The following is a 16,325-nucleotide window of genomic DNA, read 5'->3' as shown; positions in this document are numbered from 1 at the left end:
ACAACCCAAATCACCAAAGTCACCAGCGTCACCGGAGTGACCACAGTCACGACTGAGTCAGGGTTTCGTTCAAGTTAATTAGGTTAGCCTTACCTGAGTTGGACGACGTGATGCCGCCCCCACACACGCCCCCACACACGCCCCCACACTCACCTCTCCGTCCCGCCCGGACCCCGCCCCGCTCGGAGGACCTCCCCATGCGCTCGCACCTGCTCAATGACACGACCGCGGAGCGGTACCGCCGCACCGTGACCGAAGGCGTGGAGCGGGTGGCGGCCAAACTCGCCACCACCGACCGTCCGTTCACCGGTGTCACCGTCGACGCCCTCTCCCCCAGCATCGAGCGGATCGACCTCGACAAGCCGCTGCACGACACGGCCGCGGTCCTCGACGAGCTGGAGGACGTCTACCTCCGCGACGCGATCTACTTCCACCACCCGCGCTACCTCGCCCATCTCAACTGCCCGGTCGTCATCCCGGCCGTGCTCGGCGAGGCGGTGCTCTCCGCCGTCAACTCCTCCCTGGACACCTGGGACCAGTCGGCCGGCGGGACTCTGATCGAGCGCAAACTCATCGACTGGACCAACGAGCGCATCGGATTCGGCCCGTCCGCCGACGGCGTGTTCACCTCCGGCGGCTCGCAGTCCAACCTCCAGGCGCTGCTGCTGGCCCGCGAGGAGGCCAAGACCGACAGCGCCGCCAAACTGCGGATCTTCGCCTCCGACGTCAGCCACTTCAGCGTGAAGAAGTCGGCGAAACTGCTGGGCCTCGGCCCGGACGCCGTCGTCTCCGTCCCGGTCGACGGCAACAAGCGGATGCAGACCGTCGCCCTCGCCCGTGAGCTGGAGCGCTGCGAGAACGAGGGCCTCGTCCCGATGGCCGTCGTCGCCACCGCCGGCACCACCGACTTCGGCTCCATAGACCCGCTGCCCGAGATAGCGGAGCTCTGCTCCCAGTTCGGCGCGTGGATGCACGTCGACGCGGCCTACGGCTGCGGCCTGCTCGTCTCGCTGAAGCGCCGCGAGCTGCTGGACGGCATCGAACGCGCCGACTCCGTAACCGTCGACTACCACAAGTCCTTCTTCCAGCCGGTGAGTTCGTCCGCCGTGCTCGTACGGGACGAGTCCACGCTGCGCCACGCCACCTACCACGCGGAGTACCTCAACCCGCGCCGTATGGTCACCGAGCGCATCCCCAACCAGGTCGACAAGTCCCTCCAGACCACCCGCCGCTTCGACGCGCTCAAGCTGTGGATGACGCTGCGCACGATGGGCGCCGACGGCATCGGGCAGCTCTTCGACGAGGTCTGCGACCTGGCGGAGGAGGGCTGGAAACTGCTCGCCGGCGACCCGCGCTACGACGTGGTCGTGGAGCCCCAGCTGTCCACGCTGGTCTACCGCTACATCCCCGAGGCCGTCACCGACCCGGCCGAGATCGACCGCGCCAACCTGTACGCCCGCAAGGCCCTGTTCGCCTCCGGCGACGCCGTGGTCGCGGGCACCAAGGTCGGCGGTCGCCACTACCTGAAGTTCACCCTGCTCAACCCCGAGACCACGGCCGACGACATCGCCGCCGTACTCGATCTGATCGCCGGCCATGCCGAGCAGTACCTGGGAGAATCCCTTGACCGCATCGCTTCCTGAACCCGCCGTGAAAACCCACGACTTCATCGGCATCGGACTGGGACCCTTCAACCTCGGCCTGGCCTGCCTCACCGAGCCCATCGCCGAACTCGACGGGATCTTCCTGGACTCGAAGCCGGCCTTCGAGTGGCACTCGGGCATGTTCCTCGACGGCGCCCACCTCCAGACCCCGTTCATGTCGGACCTGGTCACCCTCGCCGACCCGACGTCCCCGTACTCCTTCCTGAACTACCTGAAGGACTCGGGCCGTCTGTACTCGTTCTACATCCGCGAGAACTTCTACCCCCTCCGCGTCGAGTACGACGACTACTGCCGCTGGGCCGCAAACCGGCTGAGCAACGTCCGCTTCAACACGACGGTGACGGAGGTGACGTACGAGGACGGCCTCTACGCCGTGAAGACCGAGGCCGGTGACGTCCTGCACGCCCGCCACCTCGTCCTCGGCACCGGCACTCCGCCGTACATACCGGAGGCGGCCCAGGGCCTGGGCGGCGACTTCATCCACAACTCCCGCTATATGCAGCACAAGCGGGAGTTGCAGAAGAAGAAGTCGATCACCCTCGTCGGTTCGGGACAGTCCGCCGCCGAGATCTACCAGGACCTGCTCAGCGAGATCGACGTCCACGGCTACCAGCTGAACTGGGTGACGCGCTCCCCGCGCTTCTTCCCCCTCGAATACACCAAGCTCACGCTGGAGATGACCTCCCCGGAGTACATCGACTACTTCCGCGAGCTGCCGGAGCCGACCCGTTACCGCCTGACCCAGGAGCAGAAGGGCCTCTTCAAGGGCATCGACGGAGACCTCATCAACGAGATCTTCGACCTGCTCTACCAGAAGAGCCTCGGCGGCCCGCTCCCCACCCGACTGCTCACCAACTCCGCGCTCAACAAGGTGAGTTACGAGAACGGCACGTACACCCTCGGTCTGCGTCAGGAGGAGCAGGAGAAGGACTTCGAGATCGACTCGCAGGGCCTGATCCTCGCCACCGGCTACAAGTACGCCGAGCCGGAGTTCCTGGGGCCGGTCCAGGGCCGCCTGCGCTACGACGCCCAGGGCAACTTCGACGTGGCCCGCAACTACGCCATCGACACCACCGGCCGCGGCGTCTTCCTGCAGAACGCCGGCGTCCACACGCACAGCATCACCTCGCCCGACCTGGGCATGGGCGCGTACCGGAACTCGTACATCATCCGCGAGCTGCTGGGCACCGAGTACTACCCGGTGGAGAAGACCATCGCCTTCCAGGAGTTCGCTGTATGAGCATCGGAACCTTCACCTTCCGCCCCCTCGATCCCTTGACGGACGCCGAGCTGCTGCACTCCTGGGTCACCCACCCCAAGGCGGCCTTCTGGATGATGCAGGACGCCAAGCTGGAGGACGTCGAGCGCGCGTACATGGAGGTCGCCGCCGATGAGCACCAGCATGCCCTGCTCGGTCTGCGCGGCGGTGTCCCCGCCTTCCTGATGGAGAGGTACGACCCCGCCCACCGCGAGCTGGTCGGCCTGTACGAGCCACGGCCCGGCGACGTCGGCATGCACTTCCTCACCCCCGCCACCGACACACCCGTGCACGGGTTCACGCTGGCGGTCATCACCGCCGTCATGGCCCACCTCTTCGAGGACCCGGCGACGGAACGCGTCGTCGTGGAACCGGACGTCACCAACAAGGCGGTGCACGCCCTCAACGAGGCTGTCGGTTTTGTCCCCGACCGCGAGATCGACAAGCCGGAGAAGCGCGCACTGCTGAGCTTCTGTACGCGAGAGCAGTTCCTTAAAAGGCACAGCTCGGCCGCCCGAGGAGTAGCTGTATGACCCTGTCCGATGCCGTAGCGCATCTGTCCCCCCACCGCTGGGCACGGGCCAACCGCCTGCTCATCCGCAAAGCCCTCGCCGAGTTCGCCCATGAGCGGCTCATCACACCGGAGGCCACCGCCGACGGCCGCTTCGAGGTGCTCAGCGACGACGGTCTGACCCGCTACGGGTTCACGTCCGTCCGCCGCGCCCTCGACCACTGGCAGGTCGACGCCGACTCGATCACCCGTCAACGGGACGGCGTCGACCTTCCCCTCGCCGCCCTGGACTTCTTCATCGAGCTGAAGAAGTCGCTGGGCCTGAGCGAGGAGATCCTGCCGGTCTACCTGGAGGAGATCTCCTCCACCCTCTCCGGCACCTGCTACAAGCTGACCAAGCCGCAGACCCCGGTCGCCCAGCTCATGGAGAGCGGCTTCCAGGCGATCGAGACCGGGATGACCGAGGGCCACCCCTGCTTCGTCGCCAACAACGGCCGGCTCGGCTTCGGCGTCCACGAGTACCTGTCGTACGCCCCCGAGACGGCGAGCCCGGTCCGCCTGGTCTGGCTGGCCGCGCACCGCTCCCGGGCTGCGTTCACGGCGGGCGTGGGCATCGAGTACGAGACCTTCGTGCGCGAGGAGCTGGGCACGGAGACGGTCGCCCGCTTCAACTCCCTACTCACCGCACAGGAGTTGGACCCCGCCGACTACCTCTTCATCCCGGTCCACCCCTGGCAGTGGTGGAACAAGCTCACCGTCACCTTCGCCGCCGAGGTCGCCCAGCAGAGCCTGGTGTGCCTCGGTGAGGGCGACGACGAGTATCTCGCCCAGCAGTCGATCCGGACCTTCTTCAACAGCTCCGCCCCCGAGAAGCACTACGTGAAGACGGCCCTGTCCGTCCTCAACATGGGCTTCATGCGCGGCCTCTCGGCGGCCTACATGGAGGCGACCCCGGCGATCAACGACTGGCTGGCCGGCCTCATCGACAGCGACCCGGTGCTCAAGTCGACCGGCCTGTCGATCATCCGCGAGCGCGCCGCCGTCGGCTACCGGCACCTGGAGTACGAGGCCGCCACCGACAAGTACTCCGCGTACCGCAAGATGCTGGCCGCGCTGTGGCGCGAGAGCCCCGTCTCCTCCCTCCAGGAGGGCGAGTCGCTGGCGACCATGGCCTCCCTGGTCCACGTCGACCACGAGGGCAACGGCTTCGCGGCGGCACTGATAGAGCACTCGGGCCTCACGCCCGCGGAGTGGCTGCGCCGCTACCTGAAGGCGTACTTCACCCCGCTCCTGCACAGCTTCTACGCGTACGACCTCGTCTTCATGCCGCACGGCGAGAACGTCATCCTCGTCCTCAAGGACGGTGTCGTCGAGCGGGCGATCTACAAGGACATCGCCGAGGAGATCGCGGTCATGGACCCCGAGGCGGTGCTCCCGCCGACGGTCGAACGTCTCCGCGTCGAGGTCCCCGAGGACAAGAAACTCCTCTCCATCTTCACGGACGTCTTCGACTGCTTCTTCCGCTTCCTGGCGTCGAACCTCGCCGAAGAGGGCGTCCTCGACGAGGAGGACTTCTGGCGCACGGTCGCCGAGACCGTCCGCGACTACCAGCACTCGATGCCCGAACTCGCCGACAAATTCGCCCAGTACGACATGTTCGCCTCCGAGTTCTCCCTCTCCTGCCTCAACCGCCTCCAGCTCCGCAACAACAAGCAGATGGTCGACCTGGCGGACCCGGCGGGTGCGCTCCAGCTGGTAGGCAACCTGAAGAACCCCATCGCGGGCCTGTAGCCCCCGGCACGGCCCCACCCGAACAGACGGGCACCTCGGAGTACGGTCCTCCGAGGTGCCCGTCGCATTCTGCCGGTCGGTTGTTCGGGCGCGGGCGGGTGGGGGCTGATCGCGCCCACGCGGCGGAGCCGCATATCTATACAGCCCCGCGCCCCCAAAAGACCTGCGGTTGCTCGTGGCTGTAGGAGCGGGGGATGGTCGGCGGGCCGAAAAGCACGGGGCGCAGCCCCTGCTTTTCAGGGGCGCGGGGAACTGCGCGAGAAGCCCCACCGGACCCGCACCCGCCACCGAACCCGCACCCCCCACCCCTTACCGCGCACCCCAAGGCACCTGCGGCGACCGGAAATACCCGATCCCCAGCGCCTCCCACCGCGCCCCCTGCGCGGCAAGCCGCACCCGATACCCCTCCCACCCATGCGCGGACACAGGTGACCACCCCAACTCCGCAACCCCCGGCAACCTCGGAAACGCCATGTACTCAACATCCGCCGACGTCACGATCGTCTCGGTCCACAGCGGCGCCTCGACCCCCCGCACAGCCGCCGCCGGCACCCCCTCCAGATAGTCCCCCGGATCCCAGTCGTACGACCGCCGCACATCCACGTACCCCGCCCAATCCAGCCCCAGCGGCGTGTCCTTGTCGTACTTCATGTCGAGATAGATCCGGTCGGCGGGCGAGAGGACGACCCCCGTCCCGTTCCGCGCGGCGGCGGCGACCCGCGCCTTCTCCTCGGCACTCGTGCTGTCCAGCCCCCAGTACTGCGCGAGAGCGCCCCGCGCGGGGGTCGCCCCGGTCAGCTGGTGCCAGCCGATCACGGTCTTGCCGTAGCGCTCGACGATCGGCTGCACCCGGTCCATGAACGTGACGTAGTCCTCGTGGCTGGTGGAGTGCGCCTCGTCGCCGCCGATGTGGAGATAGCGCCCCGGAGTGAGGGCTGCCAGCTCACGTACGACGTCGTCCACGAAGTCGTACGTGACCTCCTTGTCGACGCAGAGCGAGCTGAAGCCGACCTCGGTGCCCGTGTAGAGCGGGGGCGCGACGCCGTCGCAGTTCAGCTCGGCGTAGGAGGCGAGGGCCGCGTTGGTGTGGCCGGGCAGGTCGATCTCGGGGACGACCTCCAGATGGCGGGAGGCCGCGTACCGGACGATCTCCTTGTAGTCGGCCTTCGTGTAGAAGCCGCCGGGGCCGCCGCCGACCTGGGTGGAGCCGCCGTACGTGGTGAGGCGGGGCCAGGAGTCGACGGCGATGCGCCAGCCCTGGTCGTCGGAGAGGTGCAGGTGCAGCTTGTTGAACTTGTAGAGGGCGAGCTGGTCGACGTACCTCTTGACCTGGTCGACGGTGAAGAAGTGCCGGGAGACGTCCAGCATCGCGCCGCGCCAGCCGTAGCGCGGGACGTCCTCGATCGTGCCGCCCGCGACCAGCCAGGGGCCCGGCTGCGCGGAGTCCTTCTCGACGGCGGCGGGCAGCAGCTGGCGCAGGGTCTGTACGCCGTGGAAGAGCCCGGCGGGCGCGCGGGCGGTGAGGATGACGCCGGACCGGCCGCTGTCGAGCCGGTACCCCTCTTGGCCGAGAGTGGTGTCCCCGGGCGCCAGCCGCAGTCGTATTCCGGCCCCTTGACGGTCGGTCACGGGCAGCGGATAGCCCGTCGACGGCCGCAGGATCTCCGCGAGGTACTGCCCGATCCGGCGGACCTCGGGCGTGCCGTTCACCTGGATACGGGTGTCGTGCGTGATCCGGTACGGCGATCCGCCGGGCCGGGCGGAGGCGGGCGCGGGGATCACGCCGGCGAGCGGAGTCGCGGGGGTGTCAGCGGTCTCGGGCACGGGCACGGGCACGGGCACGGGAGTGGCTCCCACGGTGAAGAAGCCGGCCGCCACGAGCAGCAGCGATCCGAGCAGGCGGGTCGATCTGTGGTGCGGTCTCAACAGCGTCCCCTTCCACCAACCGAACTGTCCCCACCACCATCCACCCGACAGCCCCTCCAGGTCTAGACCATCTCCCCCTTGTTGGCGAGGCCGAGGTAGCCGACGCCCTCGTCGCCGAAGGCGGTGAAGATGCCGAGGGTGCCCAGGAGGTACGGCTCGGCCGGGCCGAAGCCCGCGTGACCGACACTGCGTATGGTCGGCGCTCGCGCCGACACCGGCCGGGGCGTGGAGGGTGGGCGCCGATGCGAATGAAGGGCTTCCCGTCCATGACGTCCGCACCGCCGCCTCAGGCGACGGGATGCGGGACACCGGATGGACAGCGCACGAATAGGCGCTCATAACACATTCAACGTTCCCCCAAGGGCCAGCAACAGCCGCCTGCCCGATATCGGGCAGGATTCTTGCGAAACCACTGCTTGTCCCCCAGGATCTACCGAGTGCACGACGAACTTGTTGATCATTTGACGCGATCCTCGCCCCTCAGCCGGGGCGAGGCGCTGCGGGTGATCCAGGACGTGCTCGCCTACTTCGACGAGACGACGGAGGACTTCGTCCGTCGCCGCCACCGCGAGCTCCAGGCCCAGGGCCTGGTCAACGCGACGATCTTCGAACGGATCGAGGCGGACCTGAAATACCGGGCGGTCGCACCACCGGAGCTCACGCTCAGGCAGCTGCGCCGCATCGTCTACGGCTGAACGTCTACGACCGAACGTCAACGGCTGATCATCTACGGCTAGGGGATACGTATATATGTGCGGGATTGTCGGTTACATCGGCAAGCGCGACGTGGCGCCGCTGCTCCTTGAGGGCCTGCAGCGCCTGGAGTACCGGGGCTACGACTCGGCGGGCATAGTCGTCACCTCGCCCAAGACGGCCGGTCTGCGGATGGTCAAGGCCAAGGGCCGGGTCCGTGACCTGGAGGCCAAGGTCCCCGCTCGCTTCAAGGGCACCACCGGCATCGCCCACACCCGCTGGGCCACCCACGGCGCCCCGTCCGACGTCAACGCGCACCCGCACATGTCGGCCGACAACCAGGTCGCCGTCGTCCACAACGGCATCATCGACAACGCCTCCGACCTGCGGAAGAAGCTCGAAGCCGACGGCGTCGAGTTCCTCTCCGAGACGGACACCGAGGTCCTCACCCACCTCATCGCCCGCTCCCAGGCCACCACCCTGGAGGAGAAGGTCCGCCAGGCGCTGCGCATCGTCGAGGGCACGTACGGCATCGCCGTCATGCACGCCGACTTCAACGACCGTATCGTCGTCGCCCGCAACGGCTCCCCCGTCGTCCTCGGCATCGGCGAGAAGGAGATGTTCGTCGCCTCGGACATAGCCGCCCTGGTCGCCCACACCCGCCAGATCGTCACGCTCGACGACGGCGAGATGGCCACCCTCAAGGCCGACGACTTCCGCACCTACACCACGGAGGGCACCCGCACCACGGCGGAGCCCACCACCGTGGAGTGGGAGGCGGCCTCGTACGACATGGGCGGCCACGACACGTACATGCACAAGGAGATCCACGAGCAGGCCGACGCCGTGGACCGTGTGCTGCGCGGCCGCATCGACGACCGTTTCTCCACCGTGCACCTCGGCGGCCTCAACCTGGACGCCCGCGAGGCGCGCCAGATCCGCCGCGTGAAGATCCTCGGCTGCGGCACCTCGTACCACGCGGGCATGATCGGCGCCCAGATGATCGAGGAGCTGGCCCGTATCCCCGCGGACGCCGAGCCGGCGTCGGAGTTCCGCTACCGCAACGCGGTCGTCGACCCCGACACCCTGTACATCGCGGTCTCCCAGTCCGGTGAGACGTACGACGTCCTCGCCGCCGTCCAGGAGCTGAAGCGCAAGGGCGCCCGGGTCCTGGGTGTGGTGAACGTCGTCGGTTCGGCGATCGCCCGCGAGGCCGACGGCGGCATCTACGTGCACGCGGGCCCCGAGGTCTGCGTGGTCTCGACGAAGTGCTTCACGAACACCACGGTCGCCTTCGCGCTCCTCGCCCTGCACCTCGGCCGCACCCGCGACCTCTCCGTCCGCGACGGCAAGCGGATCATCGCCGGCCTGCGCAAGCTCCCCGCCCAGATCGCCGAGATGCTGGACCAGGAGGAGGAGATCAAGAAGCTGGCCGAGCAGTACGCCGAGGCCCGCTCGATGCTCTTCATCGGCCGCGTCCGGGGCTACCCGGTGGCCCGCGAGGCCTCCCTGAAGCTCAAGGAGGTCTCGTACATCCACGCCGAGGCCTACCCCGCCTCCGAGCTCAAGCACGGCCCGCTCGCCCTCATCGAGCCGGCCCTCCCGACGGTCGCCATCGTCCCCGACGACGACCTCCTGGAGAAGAACCGCGCCGCCCTGGAGGAGATCAAGGCCCGCAGCGGCAAGATCCTCGCCGTCGCCCACCGGGAGCAGGAGAAGGCCGACCAGACCATCATCGTCCCCAAGAACGAGGACGAACTCGACCCGATCCTCATGGGCATCCCCCTCCAACTCCTCGCGTACCACACGGCGTTGTCCCTGGGCCGGGACATCGACAAGCCGCGGAACCTGGCGAAGTCGGTGACGGTGGAGTAACCACGCCTTCCAGGGCGCGCCCAGGCTTTCAGGGGGCGCGGGGAACTGCGCGAGCAACCCCCACCGAACCCGCGGAGGCCGACGAACGAGAACGGACCCCCACGTGATGCCACCAATCACGGGGGGTCCGTTTCATAACGCCGAGGTCGCCCAACACCCCCGACGCCGGCTGCCCTTCACCCGGCGGCCGTCACACCACCCCGGCCGGCAGCACACCCGCACGCCGCACCCGCAAGCGCAGCGCGAACGCGGCGATCGGGTTATGCCCTTCACAAGGGCACGAACACCCCTACGCACCAGTAGATTTACCCGTTTCCGCAAGCGCGGGCGATTCGGCTACGGGATGACGATGACGGGCCGCTGCGCCCGCTTCGCGAGCCGCCCCGCGACCGACCCGAAGAGGCGCCCGACGAGCCCGTGCGTGGACCCGACGACGATCGCGTCGGCCTCGTACTCCCGCCCCACCTCTTCGAGTTCGTGGCAGATGTCGCCGCCGCGTTCGACGAGGATCCAGGGGACTTCGGCCAGATAGTCCGCGCAGGCGAGTTCGAGCCCGAGGACCTCGGTCCGGTGGTCCGGGACGTCGACGAAGACCGGCGGCTCGCAGCCCGCCCACACGGTCGTGGGCAGCCGGTTGGCGACATGCACGATGATCAGGCCCGAGCCGGAGCGGCGGGCCATTCCGATGGCGTACGCGAGGGCGCGCTCGCTGGACGTCGAACCGTCGAAGCCGACGACGACGCCGTGCTTGAAGGCGGGATCGCAGGTGGGGCGTGCCTCTTCCGCCGCCTGGGGGTCAGCCGCCTTGGGATCGGCGACGGGCCGCCGCTTGCGGTCCGCGGAGTCGAAGAATTCGTGACCGGCCATGGGTGTCTCGGCGTTTGGATCCTCGTGGGTGGGACGACGTGAAATGGGACGTCAGTATGCGGCGGAGCCGTGTCCGGGAATCATCTTCCCAAGCCCATACCCCCAAGGGTACGACCGCACGCCTCCTCCGCCCAGATCCCGCACCGGCTGCGCGGGGTTCCAGGGAGCATGCACGACCCCCAGCCCGTAACGCAATGGTTGCTGCCACGTACAGCCGGTTTACACAGCGATACAGACGCCGGCGCTCAGGAACAGACCCCCGACGGCAACCCGATCAGGCGGTACCAGTGACCGACCGGTCGAACACGCGTTGAACCCCGGTAAGTCACATCCGAGGGAGCCCAGGAGGGAGCAGGCCGTGTCCGCACCCCGTATCGCGCCCCAGTCCGCCCCCGAAGCCCGCGCCGCTCACGAGTCCCGCGCCCCCCGCGCGACCCCCGAGCCCCCCTGCCCGGCCGACACCGCCACGGACGTGGTCCGCTGGGCGGCCTTCAGCTGCGTCCTCGTCCCGGTCGTCCTCGTCTGGTACGGCACCTCACTGGCCGGCGCGGCGGGCGCGGCGCTCGGTCTCGCCGCGGTGACGGGCGTCTGCCGCATCCTGCTGCGGCAGTCCGAACGCGGAGCGGCCCGCGCCGCGCGTTCGATGGCCGAAGATCACACCCCCCAGCGGGGCCGACACGGACGTTCCGGTTCCGGGGCGCACAGGGGCGGGCGGCACTCCGGCCCGAGTACGCCGGTCGACTGACCGGTTTCCGCGCACACCCCCGTATCTTTTCAGCCAACTTCGGCCACCCGTACACCCCTTGGCCGAACACCCCTCCGCCCCCCGTTCGACCTGCACTGAAAGGGGTCCAGGGGTCGCGCGCACCCTACGTGGACCGGCCACGGGGACAAGGCGCACTTCCCTGCACGGCCCACGAGTGCAACGCTTCGTGATCGAATGCTTCACGCCAAGTTGCCATGTCGACAATGTGCCGGATGGCGAACTGGTCACGTCGGCACCACGGGACACAGTAGATTCGATCATGACTGTCTTACGGCGGGGGACTCGTGCAGGACCAAGGGGAAACGTGCAGGAGCGACACAACCGAGGAGCCGCGACCACCGAGGGGGGCTTAGCAGTATGAGCCACGACTCCACCGCCGCGCCGGAAGCCGCGGCCCGGAAACTCTCCGGGCGACGCCGCAAGGAGATCGTCGCGGTGCTGCTGTTCAGCGGCGGGCCCATCTTCGAGAGTTCCATACCACTGTCGGTGTTCGGGATCGACCGCCAGGACGCCGGCGTACCGCGCTACCGCCTGCTGGTGTGCGCCGGTGAGGACGGCCCGCTGCGGACCACGGGGGGCCTGGAACTCACCGCACCGAACGGCCTTGAGGCGATCTCGCGGGCGGGCACGGTGGTCGTGCCCGCATGGCGTTCGATCACCTCACCGCCGCCGGAGGAGGCGCTCGACGCACTGCGCCGAGCGCACGAAGAGGGTGCCCGCATCGTCGGGCTGTGCACCGGCGCTTTCGTGCTGGCGGCCGCCGGCCTGCTCGACGGCAGGCCCGCGACGACACACTGGATGTACGCGCCGACGCTGGCCAAGCGCTATCCGTCCGTCCACGTCGATCCACGAGAGCTCTTCGTGGACGACGGCGACGTGCTCACCTCGGCCGGCACCGCGGCCGGAATCGATCTGTGTCTGCACATCGTGCGGACAGATCACGGGAACGAGGCGGCCGGCGCGCTGGCCCGCCGACTGGTCGTCCCGCCACGCCGATCGGGCGGCCAGGAGCGCTATCTCGATCGGTCTTTACCAGAGGAGATCGGCGCCGACCCGCTCGCCGAGGTCGTCGCCTGGGCGCTGGAGCACCTCCACGAGCAGTTCGACGTGGAGACGCTCGCGGCACGGGCGTACATGAGCCGTCGTACGTTCGACCGCCGGTTCCGGTCGCTGACGGGCAGCGCCCCGCTCCAGTGGCTGATCACCCAGCGCGTGCTGCAGGCCCAGCGTCTGCTGGAGACGTCGGACTACTCGGTGGACGAGGTCGCGGGACGGTGCGGCTTCCGTTCGCCGGTGGCGCTGCGCGGGCACTTCCGCCGGCAGCTGGGCTCGTCCCCGGCGGCGTACCGGGCCGCGTACCGGGCCCGGCGACCGCAGGGCGAGAAGCACGGCGACCGCGACGGCTCGCACGGCGGGCCGGGGCCGTCCTCGATGGCGCCGGAGCACGCCCCGGTGCCGCTCCAGTCCCGGCGTACGGCCGCCGCTGGTTCCCTGGCGCCGTCGACGTCCCTCTCCACGGAGGGCGTCAAGCAGGAGCTGTACGCGGCGGGCCGCCTGCCGGGGCAGCGCAGCGCGCCGTAGGCCCCATGGGCACACGACGGCCCGGTCCCGCCCTGGTTCGCCCAGGTGCAGGACCGGGCCGTACGGCTGTCACGGGCCGTAAGGTGAGACATATGAACGATCGCATGGTGTGGATCGACTGCGAGATGACCGGCCTCTCGCTGTCCGACGACGCGCTCATCGAGGTGGCCGCCCTCGTCACCGACTCCGAGCTGAACGTGCTCGGCGAAGGTGTCGACATCGTCGTCCGCCCGCCGGACTCGACTCTGGAGACCATGCTGGAGGTGGTGCGCCAGATGCACACCGCGTCCGGCCTCCTCGACGCGCTCGCCGGCGGCACGACGCTGGCGGACGCCGAGGCGCAGGTCCTGGCCTACGTACGCGAACACGTGAAGGAACCGCGCAAGGCACCCCTGTGCGGCAACACGGTGGGCACGGACCGGGGCTTCCTGCTCCGGGACATGCCCACGCTGGAGGACTACCTCCACTACCGCATCGTGGACGTCTCCTCCATCAAGGAGCTGGCCCGCCGCTGGTACCCGAGGGCGTACTTCAACAGCCCCGAGAAGAACGGCAACCACCGGGCGCTGGCGGACATCCGCGAATCCATCGCCGAGCTCCGCTACTACCGCGAGGCGATCTTCGTCCCGCAGCCCGGCCCCGACTCGGAGACGGCCCGCACGATCGCCGCGAAGCACGTCCTGCCCGCCCGGTAACCCCGTCCCCGGGCCCTCACCGGCCCCCGAACCGCCCCCGCCGAAACATGTGCGCGGGCACCCCTGAAGACCCTGTACACTTTTTCTCGGCCGGTCGGGGAAACCTTCGGATGAACCGCCGGTCATGGTGGGTGTAGCTCAGCTGGTAGAGCACCTGGTTGTGGTCCAGGATGCCGCGGGTTCGAGTCCCGTCACTCACCCTGATGAATCGGCCCCGGTTCGCGAAAGCGGACCGGGGCCGATTGCTTTTCTGCTCGGACCCCTGGTGACAGTGGCTGGGACGGCGCGTCGGCGGACCCGGCCGCGTCAGGTCTGCCGCCGGTGGCCACGCCAGGCCGCGAACAGACCCGTGCCGACAGAGGTGACGGCGGCGAAGGCTTGGGGGCCGGCCAGTAGGAACACGGCGGTGACGACGCCGAGCAGGGTCACCAGGGCGACGAAGTCGAGGGTGCGCTCGGCGAGAGCGGCGCGAGCCGCCGCACGCGCTCCCTGGTCGGTCGAACTCTTCGTAACACGTGATTTCTCTGTCATGCCGCCAGTGAAGCGGGGCCGCGGGGGGAATGCTGAGGTGGTCGAACAGTCCCGCAGCGTCCCGGACATGACCGGACGTCGGCGAACGCCGTCGGACGGCTGGAGCCCTTCCTGTCCGGGGAAGCAGGGACGGCATCGGGGGTGACCAGGTGGATGTCCAGCAGGGCCGCGCTGAGCTGGCCACAGACTTGAAAGCCCTTCAGATCCAGCACGGCAACCCAACCCTGCGCGAGATCGAACGACATGCGCCCACGGGGTGCCCACTCCCCCCGTCGACCGTCAGCGAGGTACTCAACGGCAAGCGCCTGCCGCGACTCGACCTGCTGCTAGCACTCGTACGAACGCTCCTGGGATTCACCGACGGCGGCCACCACCCGGTCTCACCACGGGACTCACGGGTCGAGGTCTGGCGCGACCGCTGGAGCGCCCTCCAGCTCCTTCAGAACTCGGCCAGGCAGAGCGCCGCCGGCACCGTCGGCACCGCCGCGACCGAGGTGCGGCGGGCACCCGAGCCCGATCAGCCGGCCGAGGCGTCCGCAGTCGGCGAACCACCTCGAATCATTCGAATCTTCGTGGCGATGCCGGGCACCTCGATGGGCACGCAGGCCCGCTGGACGAACATCCCCGAGATCCGGCGCCAACTGCTGGACCCGGTGGAGGCCCTCATCAGCGAGGCGCTGGGCTGCGAAACGCAGCTGTCCATCGAGAAGGAAAAGACGTTCATGGGGACGATCCACCGCTCGATGTTCAGCGAGGCCATGGACGCCGACGTCTACATAGCCGACCTGAGCGGCGCGAATCCCAACGTCTACCTCGAACTCGGTGTCCGCTGGGCGCTGCGCGACGCGGTGACCGTGCTGATCTCCCAGGACATCGAGGAAGTGCGGTTCAACGTCTCGGCGAGCCGGGTGATCCGCTATGGGCCCATGCCGGAGGAGCTCAAGGAGGCTCAGCGGCAGATCACGCAGGCCGCGGTCGAGGGACTGCGGCGGCCGGAACATGTGGACAGCCCGGTGCGCGAGGGCTCCGACTACGTCACCGTGCCTCGCTCCGACTACGAGGCGCTGGCCCTGGAAATCGCGAATCTGCGGGCGCAACAGGGCGAGGACCTTATCGCCGCCGCGCTCGCCCTGAGCGGCGACGACCAAGCGCGCAGCCTCGAATTGCTGCACGAGGCCGTGGCCCGCAATCCCTCCAGCTTGCGCGGGCACTTCGAGCTGGGTGTGGCGCTGCGCCGGGAGAACCGCTACGCCGAAGCGGAGCACGCGCTGGGGATCTGTGTACGGCTGCGGGCCGACCACGCCCCGAGCTGGCGTGAGCTGGGCACTACGCGCAGCAAGCGCGGTGCCCTCCAGGAGGCGGCCGACGCTCTCGCTCGCGCCGTCGAACTCGACGACTCCGACGCGGAGACCTGGGCCACGCTCGGCGGCCTGCACCGGCGCCTGGCCCGCCGTGATCCTCCCGAGCGGTTCGACATGACGGAGCTGGAGAGGGCCTTCACCTGCTACAGCCGGGCCGTCGGGCTGAGCGGCAACGACACCTATCCACGGCTCAACGAGGCCCGGGTCGAACTGCTCCTCCACGGGGCCCGCGGCACCGACCCTTCCCCTGTCTTCGGCCGCTTCCGCCGCTTGGAGCACCTGGCGCGTTTCGCCGCGGAGGACGCGGCGGGAACCAACCCGTGGCCCGTCTTCGACCTCGCGGACACCTTGTTGCTGACGGGCCGCGAGGCGGATGGCCTCGCGGAGCTGCGGAAGGCGATCGGCTTGCTACGACCACATGAGATCGAGTCGGTGCTCTCGTCCGTGGTGGCGCCCCTCCAGGACTTCCTGACCTTTCCTCAGCTCCTGTCCCCGACAACAGCGAACGCCGTCAGCACAGCGGTCGCCGAGTGCCTGCGACACCTGCCGCGACGAGACCAAGGAGGGTGTGGCTCTCCTGTAGGGAGCTTTGACCTGCATGGTTGCTGACCGGGGTTGGTTGCTCGATCGTCGTGGTGTCGGGTGACGGCCATGGCCTCCTGGGCTGGAGAAGTTCCAGGGACTGCCCCAGGTGGCTGCACCAGCTAGTCTCCCAGCAGAAAGGCGACGACACTGTAAGGTGCTGTCATGTGATGTCATGCATCCACACATATCGATAGGCATCGTCGCAGGTTAAATAGGGTCGA

The 16,325-nt window shown here is 68.7% G+C and carries 13 protein-coding genes, 1 tRNA gene and 1 pseudogene; 11 read left to right on the top strand and 4 right to left on the bottom strand.

What is annotated here, in order from left to right:
• The first annotated feature begins 197 nt into the window (after positions 1-197).
• Genes desA through I8N67_RS26000 form a run of 4 tightly spaced genes read left to right on the top strand, consistent with a single transcriptional unit; the run spans position 198 to position 5,224 of the window.
• Positions 198-1,643, top strand: a complete 1,446-nt coding sequence (gene desA, locus I8N67_RS26015; RefSeq protein WP_200306133.1) for a lysine decarboxylase DesA — start codon at positions 198-200, stop codon at positions 1,641-1,643.
• Entirely contained in the window at positions 1,597-2,904 is a 1,308-nt protein-coding gene (locus tag I8N67_RS26010; protein WP_372443801.1) for a lysine N(6)-hydroxylase/L-ornithine N(5)-oxygenase family protein, read from the top strand. The genes desA and I8N67_RS26010 overlap by 47 nt, the downstream gene beginning before the upstream one ends.
• Complete coding sequence (locus I8N67_RS26005) at positions 2,901-3,455, top strand: GNAT family N-acetyltransferase (protein WP_200306129.1); 555 nt, start codon at positions 2,901-2,903, stop codon at positions 3,453-3,455. The genes I8N67_RS26010 and I8N67_RS26005 overlap by 4 nt, the downstream gene beginning before the upstream one ends.
• The gene (locus I8N67_RS26000; RefSeq protein WP_200306127.1) at positions 3,452-5,224 is read left to right on the top strand and encodes an IucA/IucC family protein; all 1,773 of its coding nucleotides are present in this window, start codon (positions 3,452-3,454) and stop codon (positions 5,222-5,224) included. Before I8N67_RS26005 ends, I8N67_RS26000 begins: the two co-directional genes overlap by 4 nt.
• Before the next feature lie 309 nt (positions 5,225-5,533).
• Here the strand turns inward: I8N67_RS26000 and I8N67_RS25995 are convergent, their stop codons facing one another.
• Both I8N67_RS25995 and I8N67_RS25990 read right to left on the bottom strand, forming a co-directional pair.
• Positions 5,534-7,150 (bottom strand): beta-N-acetylhexosaminidase, encoded by a 1,617-nt coding sequence (locus tag I8N67_RS25995; RefSeq protein WP_200306125.1) that lies wholly within the window; start codon positions 7,148-7,150, stop codon positions 5,534-5,536.
• 80 nt (positions 7,151-7,230) lie between these two features.
• Positions 7,231-7,396 (bottom strand): annotated as a pseudogene (locus tag I8N67_RS25990) (phosphoesterase); the annotation flags it as partial.
• A gap of 191 nt (positions 7,397-7,587) precedes the next feature.
• On the opposite strand from I8N67_RS25990, the gene I8N67_RS25985 reads away from it, so the two are divergent.
• Entirely contained in the window at positions 7,588-7,845 is a 258-nt protein-coding gene (locus I8N67_RS25985; protein WP_200306123.1) for a hypothetical protein, read from the top strand.
• 55 nt (positions 7,846-7,900) lie between these two features.
• On the top strand, positions 7,901-9,718 hold the full coding sequence (gene glmS, locus I8N67_RS25980; RefSeq protein ID WP_200306121.1) for a glutamine--fructose-6-phosphate transaminase (isomerizing): 1,818 nt from the start codon (positions 7,901-7,903) through the stop codon (positions 9,716-9,718).
• 336 nt (positions 9,719-10,054) lie between these two features.
• Here glmS and I8N67_RS25975 read toward each other — a convergent pair whose 3' ends face one another.
• Positions 10,055-10,585, bottom strand: a complete 531-nt coding sequence (locus I8N67_RS25975) for a universal stress protein (protein ID WP_200306119.1) — start codon at positions 10,583-10,585, stop codon at positions 10,055-10,057.
• 358 nt (positions 10,586-10,943) lie between these two features.
• Between I8N67_RS25975 and I8N67_RS25970 the strand changes: the two genes are divergently transcribed.
• From I8N67_RS25970 to I8N67_RS25955, 4 genes are all read left to right on the top strand, one after another.
• A complete protein-coding gene (locus I8N67_RS25970; RefSeq protein WP_372443800.1) occupies positions 10,944-11,330 on the top strand; it encodes a hypothetical protein in 387 nt (128 codons plus the stop codon).
• 378 nt (positions 11,331-11,708) lie between these two features.
• Entirely contained in the window at positions 11,709-12,932 is a 1,224-nt protein-coding gene (locus tag I8N67_RS25965) for a helix-turn-helix domain-containing protein (RefSeq protein WP_200306117.1), read from the top strand.
• A 92-nt stretch (positions 12,933-13,024) separates the two neighbouring features.
• Positions 13,025-13,627, top strand: a complete 603-nt coding sequence (gene orn, locus I8N67_RS25960; protein ID WP_200306115.1) for an oligoribonuclease — start codon at positions 13,025-13,027, stop codon at positions 13,625-13,627.
• Positions 13,628-13,754: 127 nt separating this feature from the next.
• A tRNA-His gene (locus I8N67_RS25955) sits at positions 13,755-13,827 on the top strand.
• A 106-nt stretch (positions 13,828-13,933) separates the two neighbouring features.
• Here the strand turns inward: I8N67_RS25955 and I8N67_RS25950 are convergent.
• Positions 13,934-14,158 carry a hypothetical protein gene (locus I8N67_RS25950; protein ID WP_200306113.1) on the bottom strand — a complete coding sequence of 75 codons (225 nt, stop codon included), beginning with the start codon at positions 14,156-14,158 and terminating at the stop codon, positions 13,934-13,936.
• A 149-nt stretch (positions 14,159-14,307) separates the two neighbouring features.
• On the opposite strand from I8N67_RS25950, the gene I8N67_RS25945 reads away from it, so the two are divergent.
• Positions 14,308-16,128 carry a tetratricopeptide repeat-containing protein gene (locus tag I8N67_RS25945; RefSeq protein ID WP_200306111.1) on the top strand — a complete coding sequence of 607 codons (1,821 nt, stop codon included), beginning with the start codon at positions 14,308-14,310 and terminating at the stop codon, positions 16,126-16,128.
• Positions 16,129-16,325 lie beyond the last annotated feature (197 nt).

It is taken from the genome of Streptomyces adelaidensis, assembly GCF_016598475.1.
Classification (GTDB): Bacteria; Actinomycetota; Actinomycetes; order Streptomycetales; family Streptomycetaceae; genus Streptomyces; species Streptomyces adelaidensis.
Note: the sequence above shows the minus strand (reverse complement) of the source record. Positions and strands in the feature narration are given on the sequence as shown.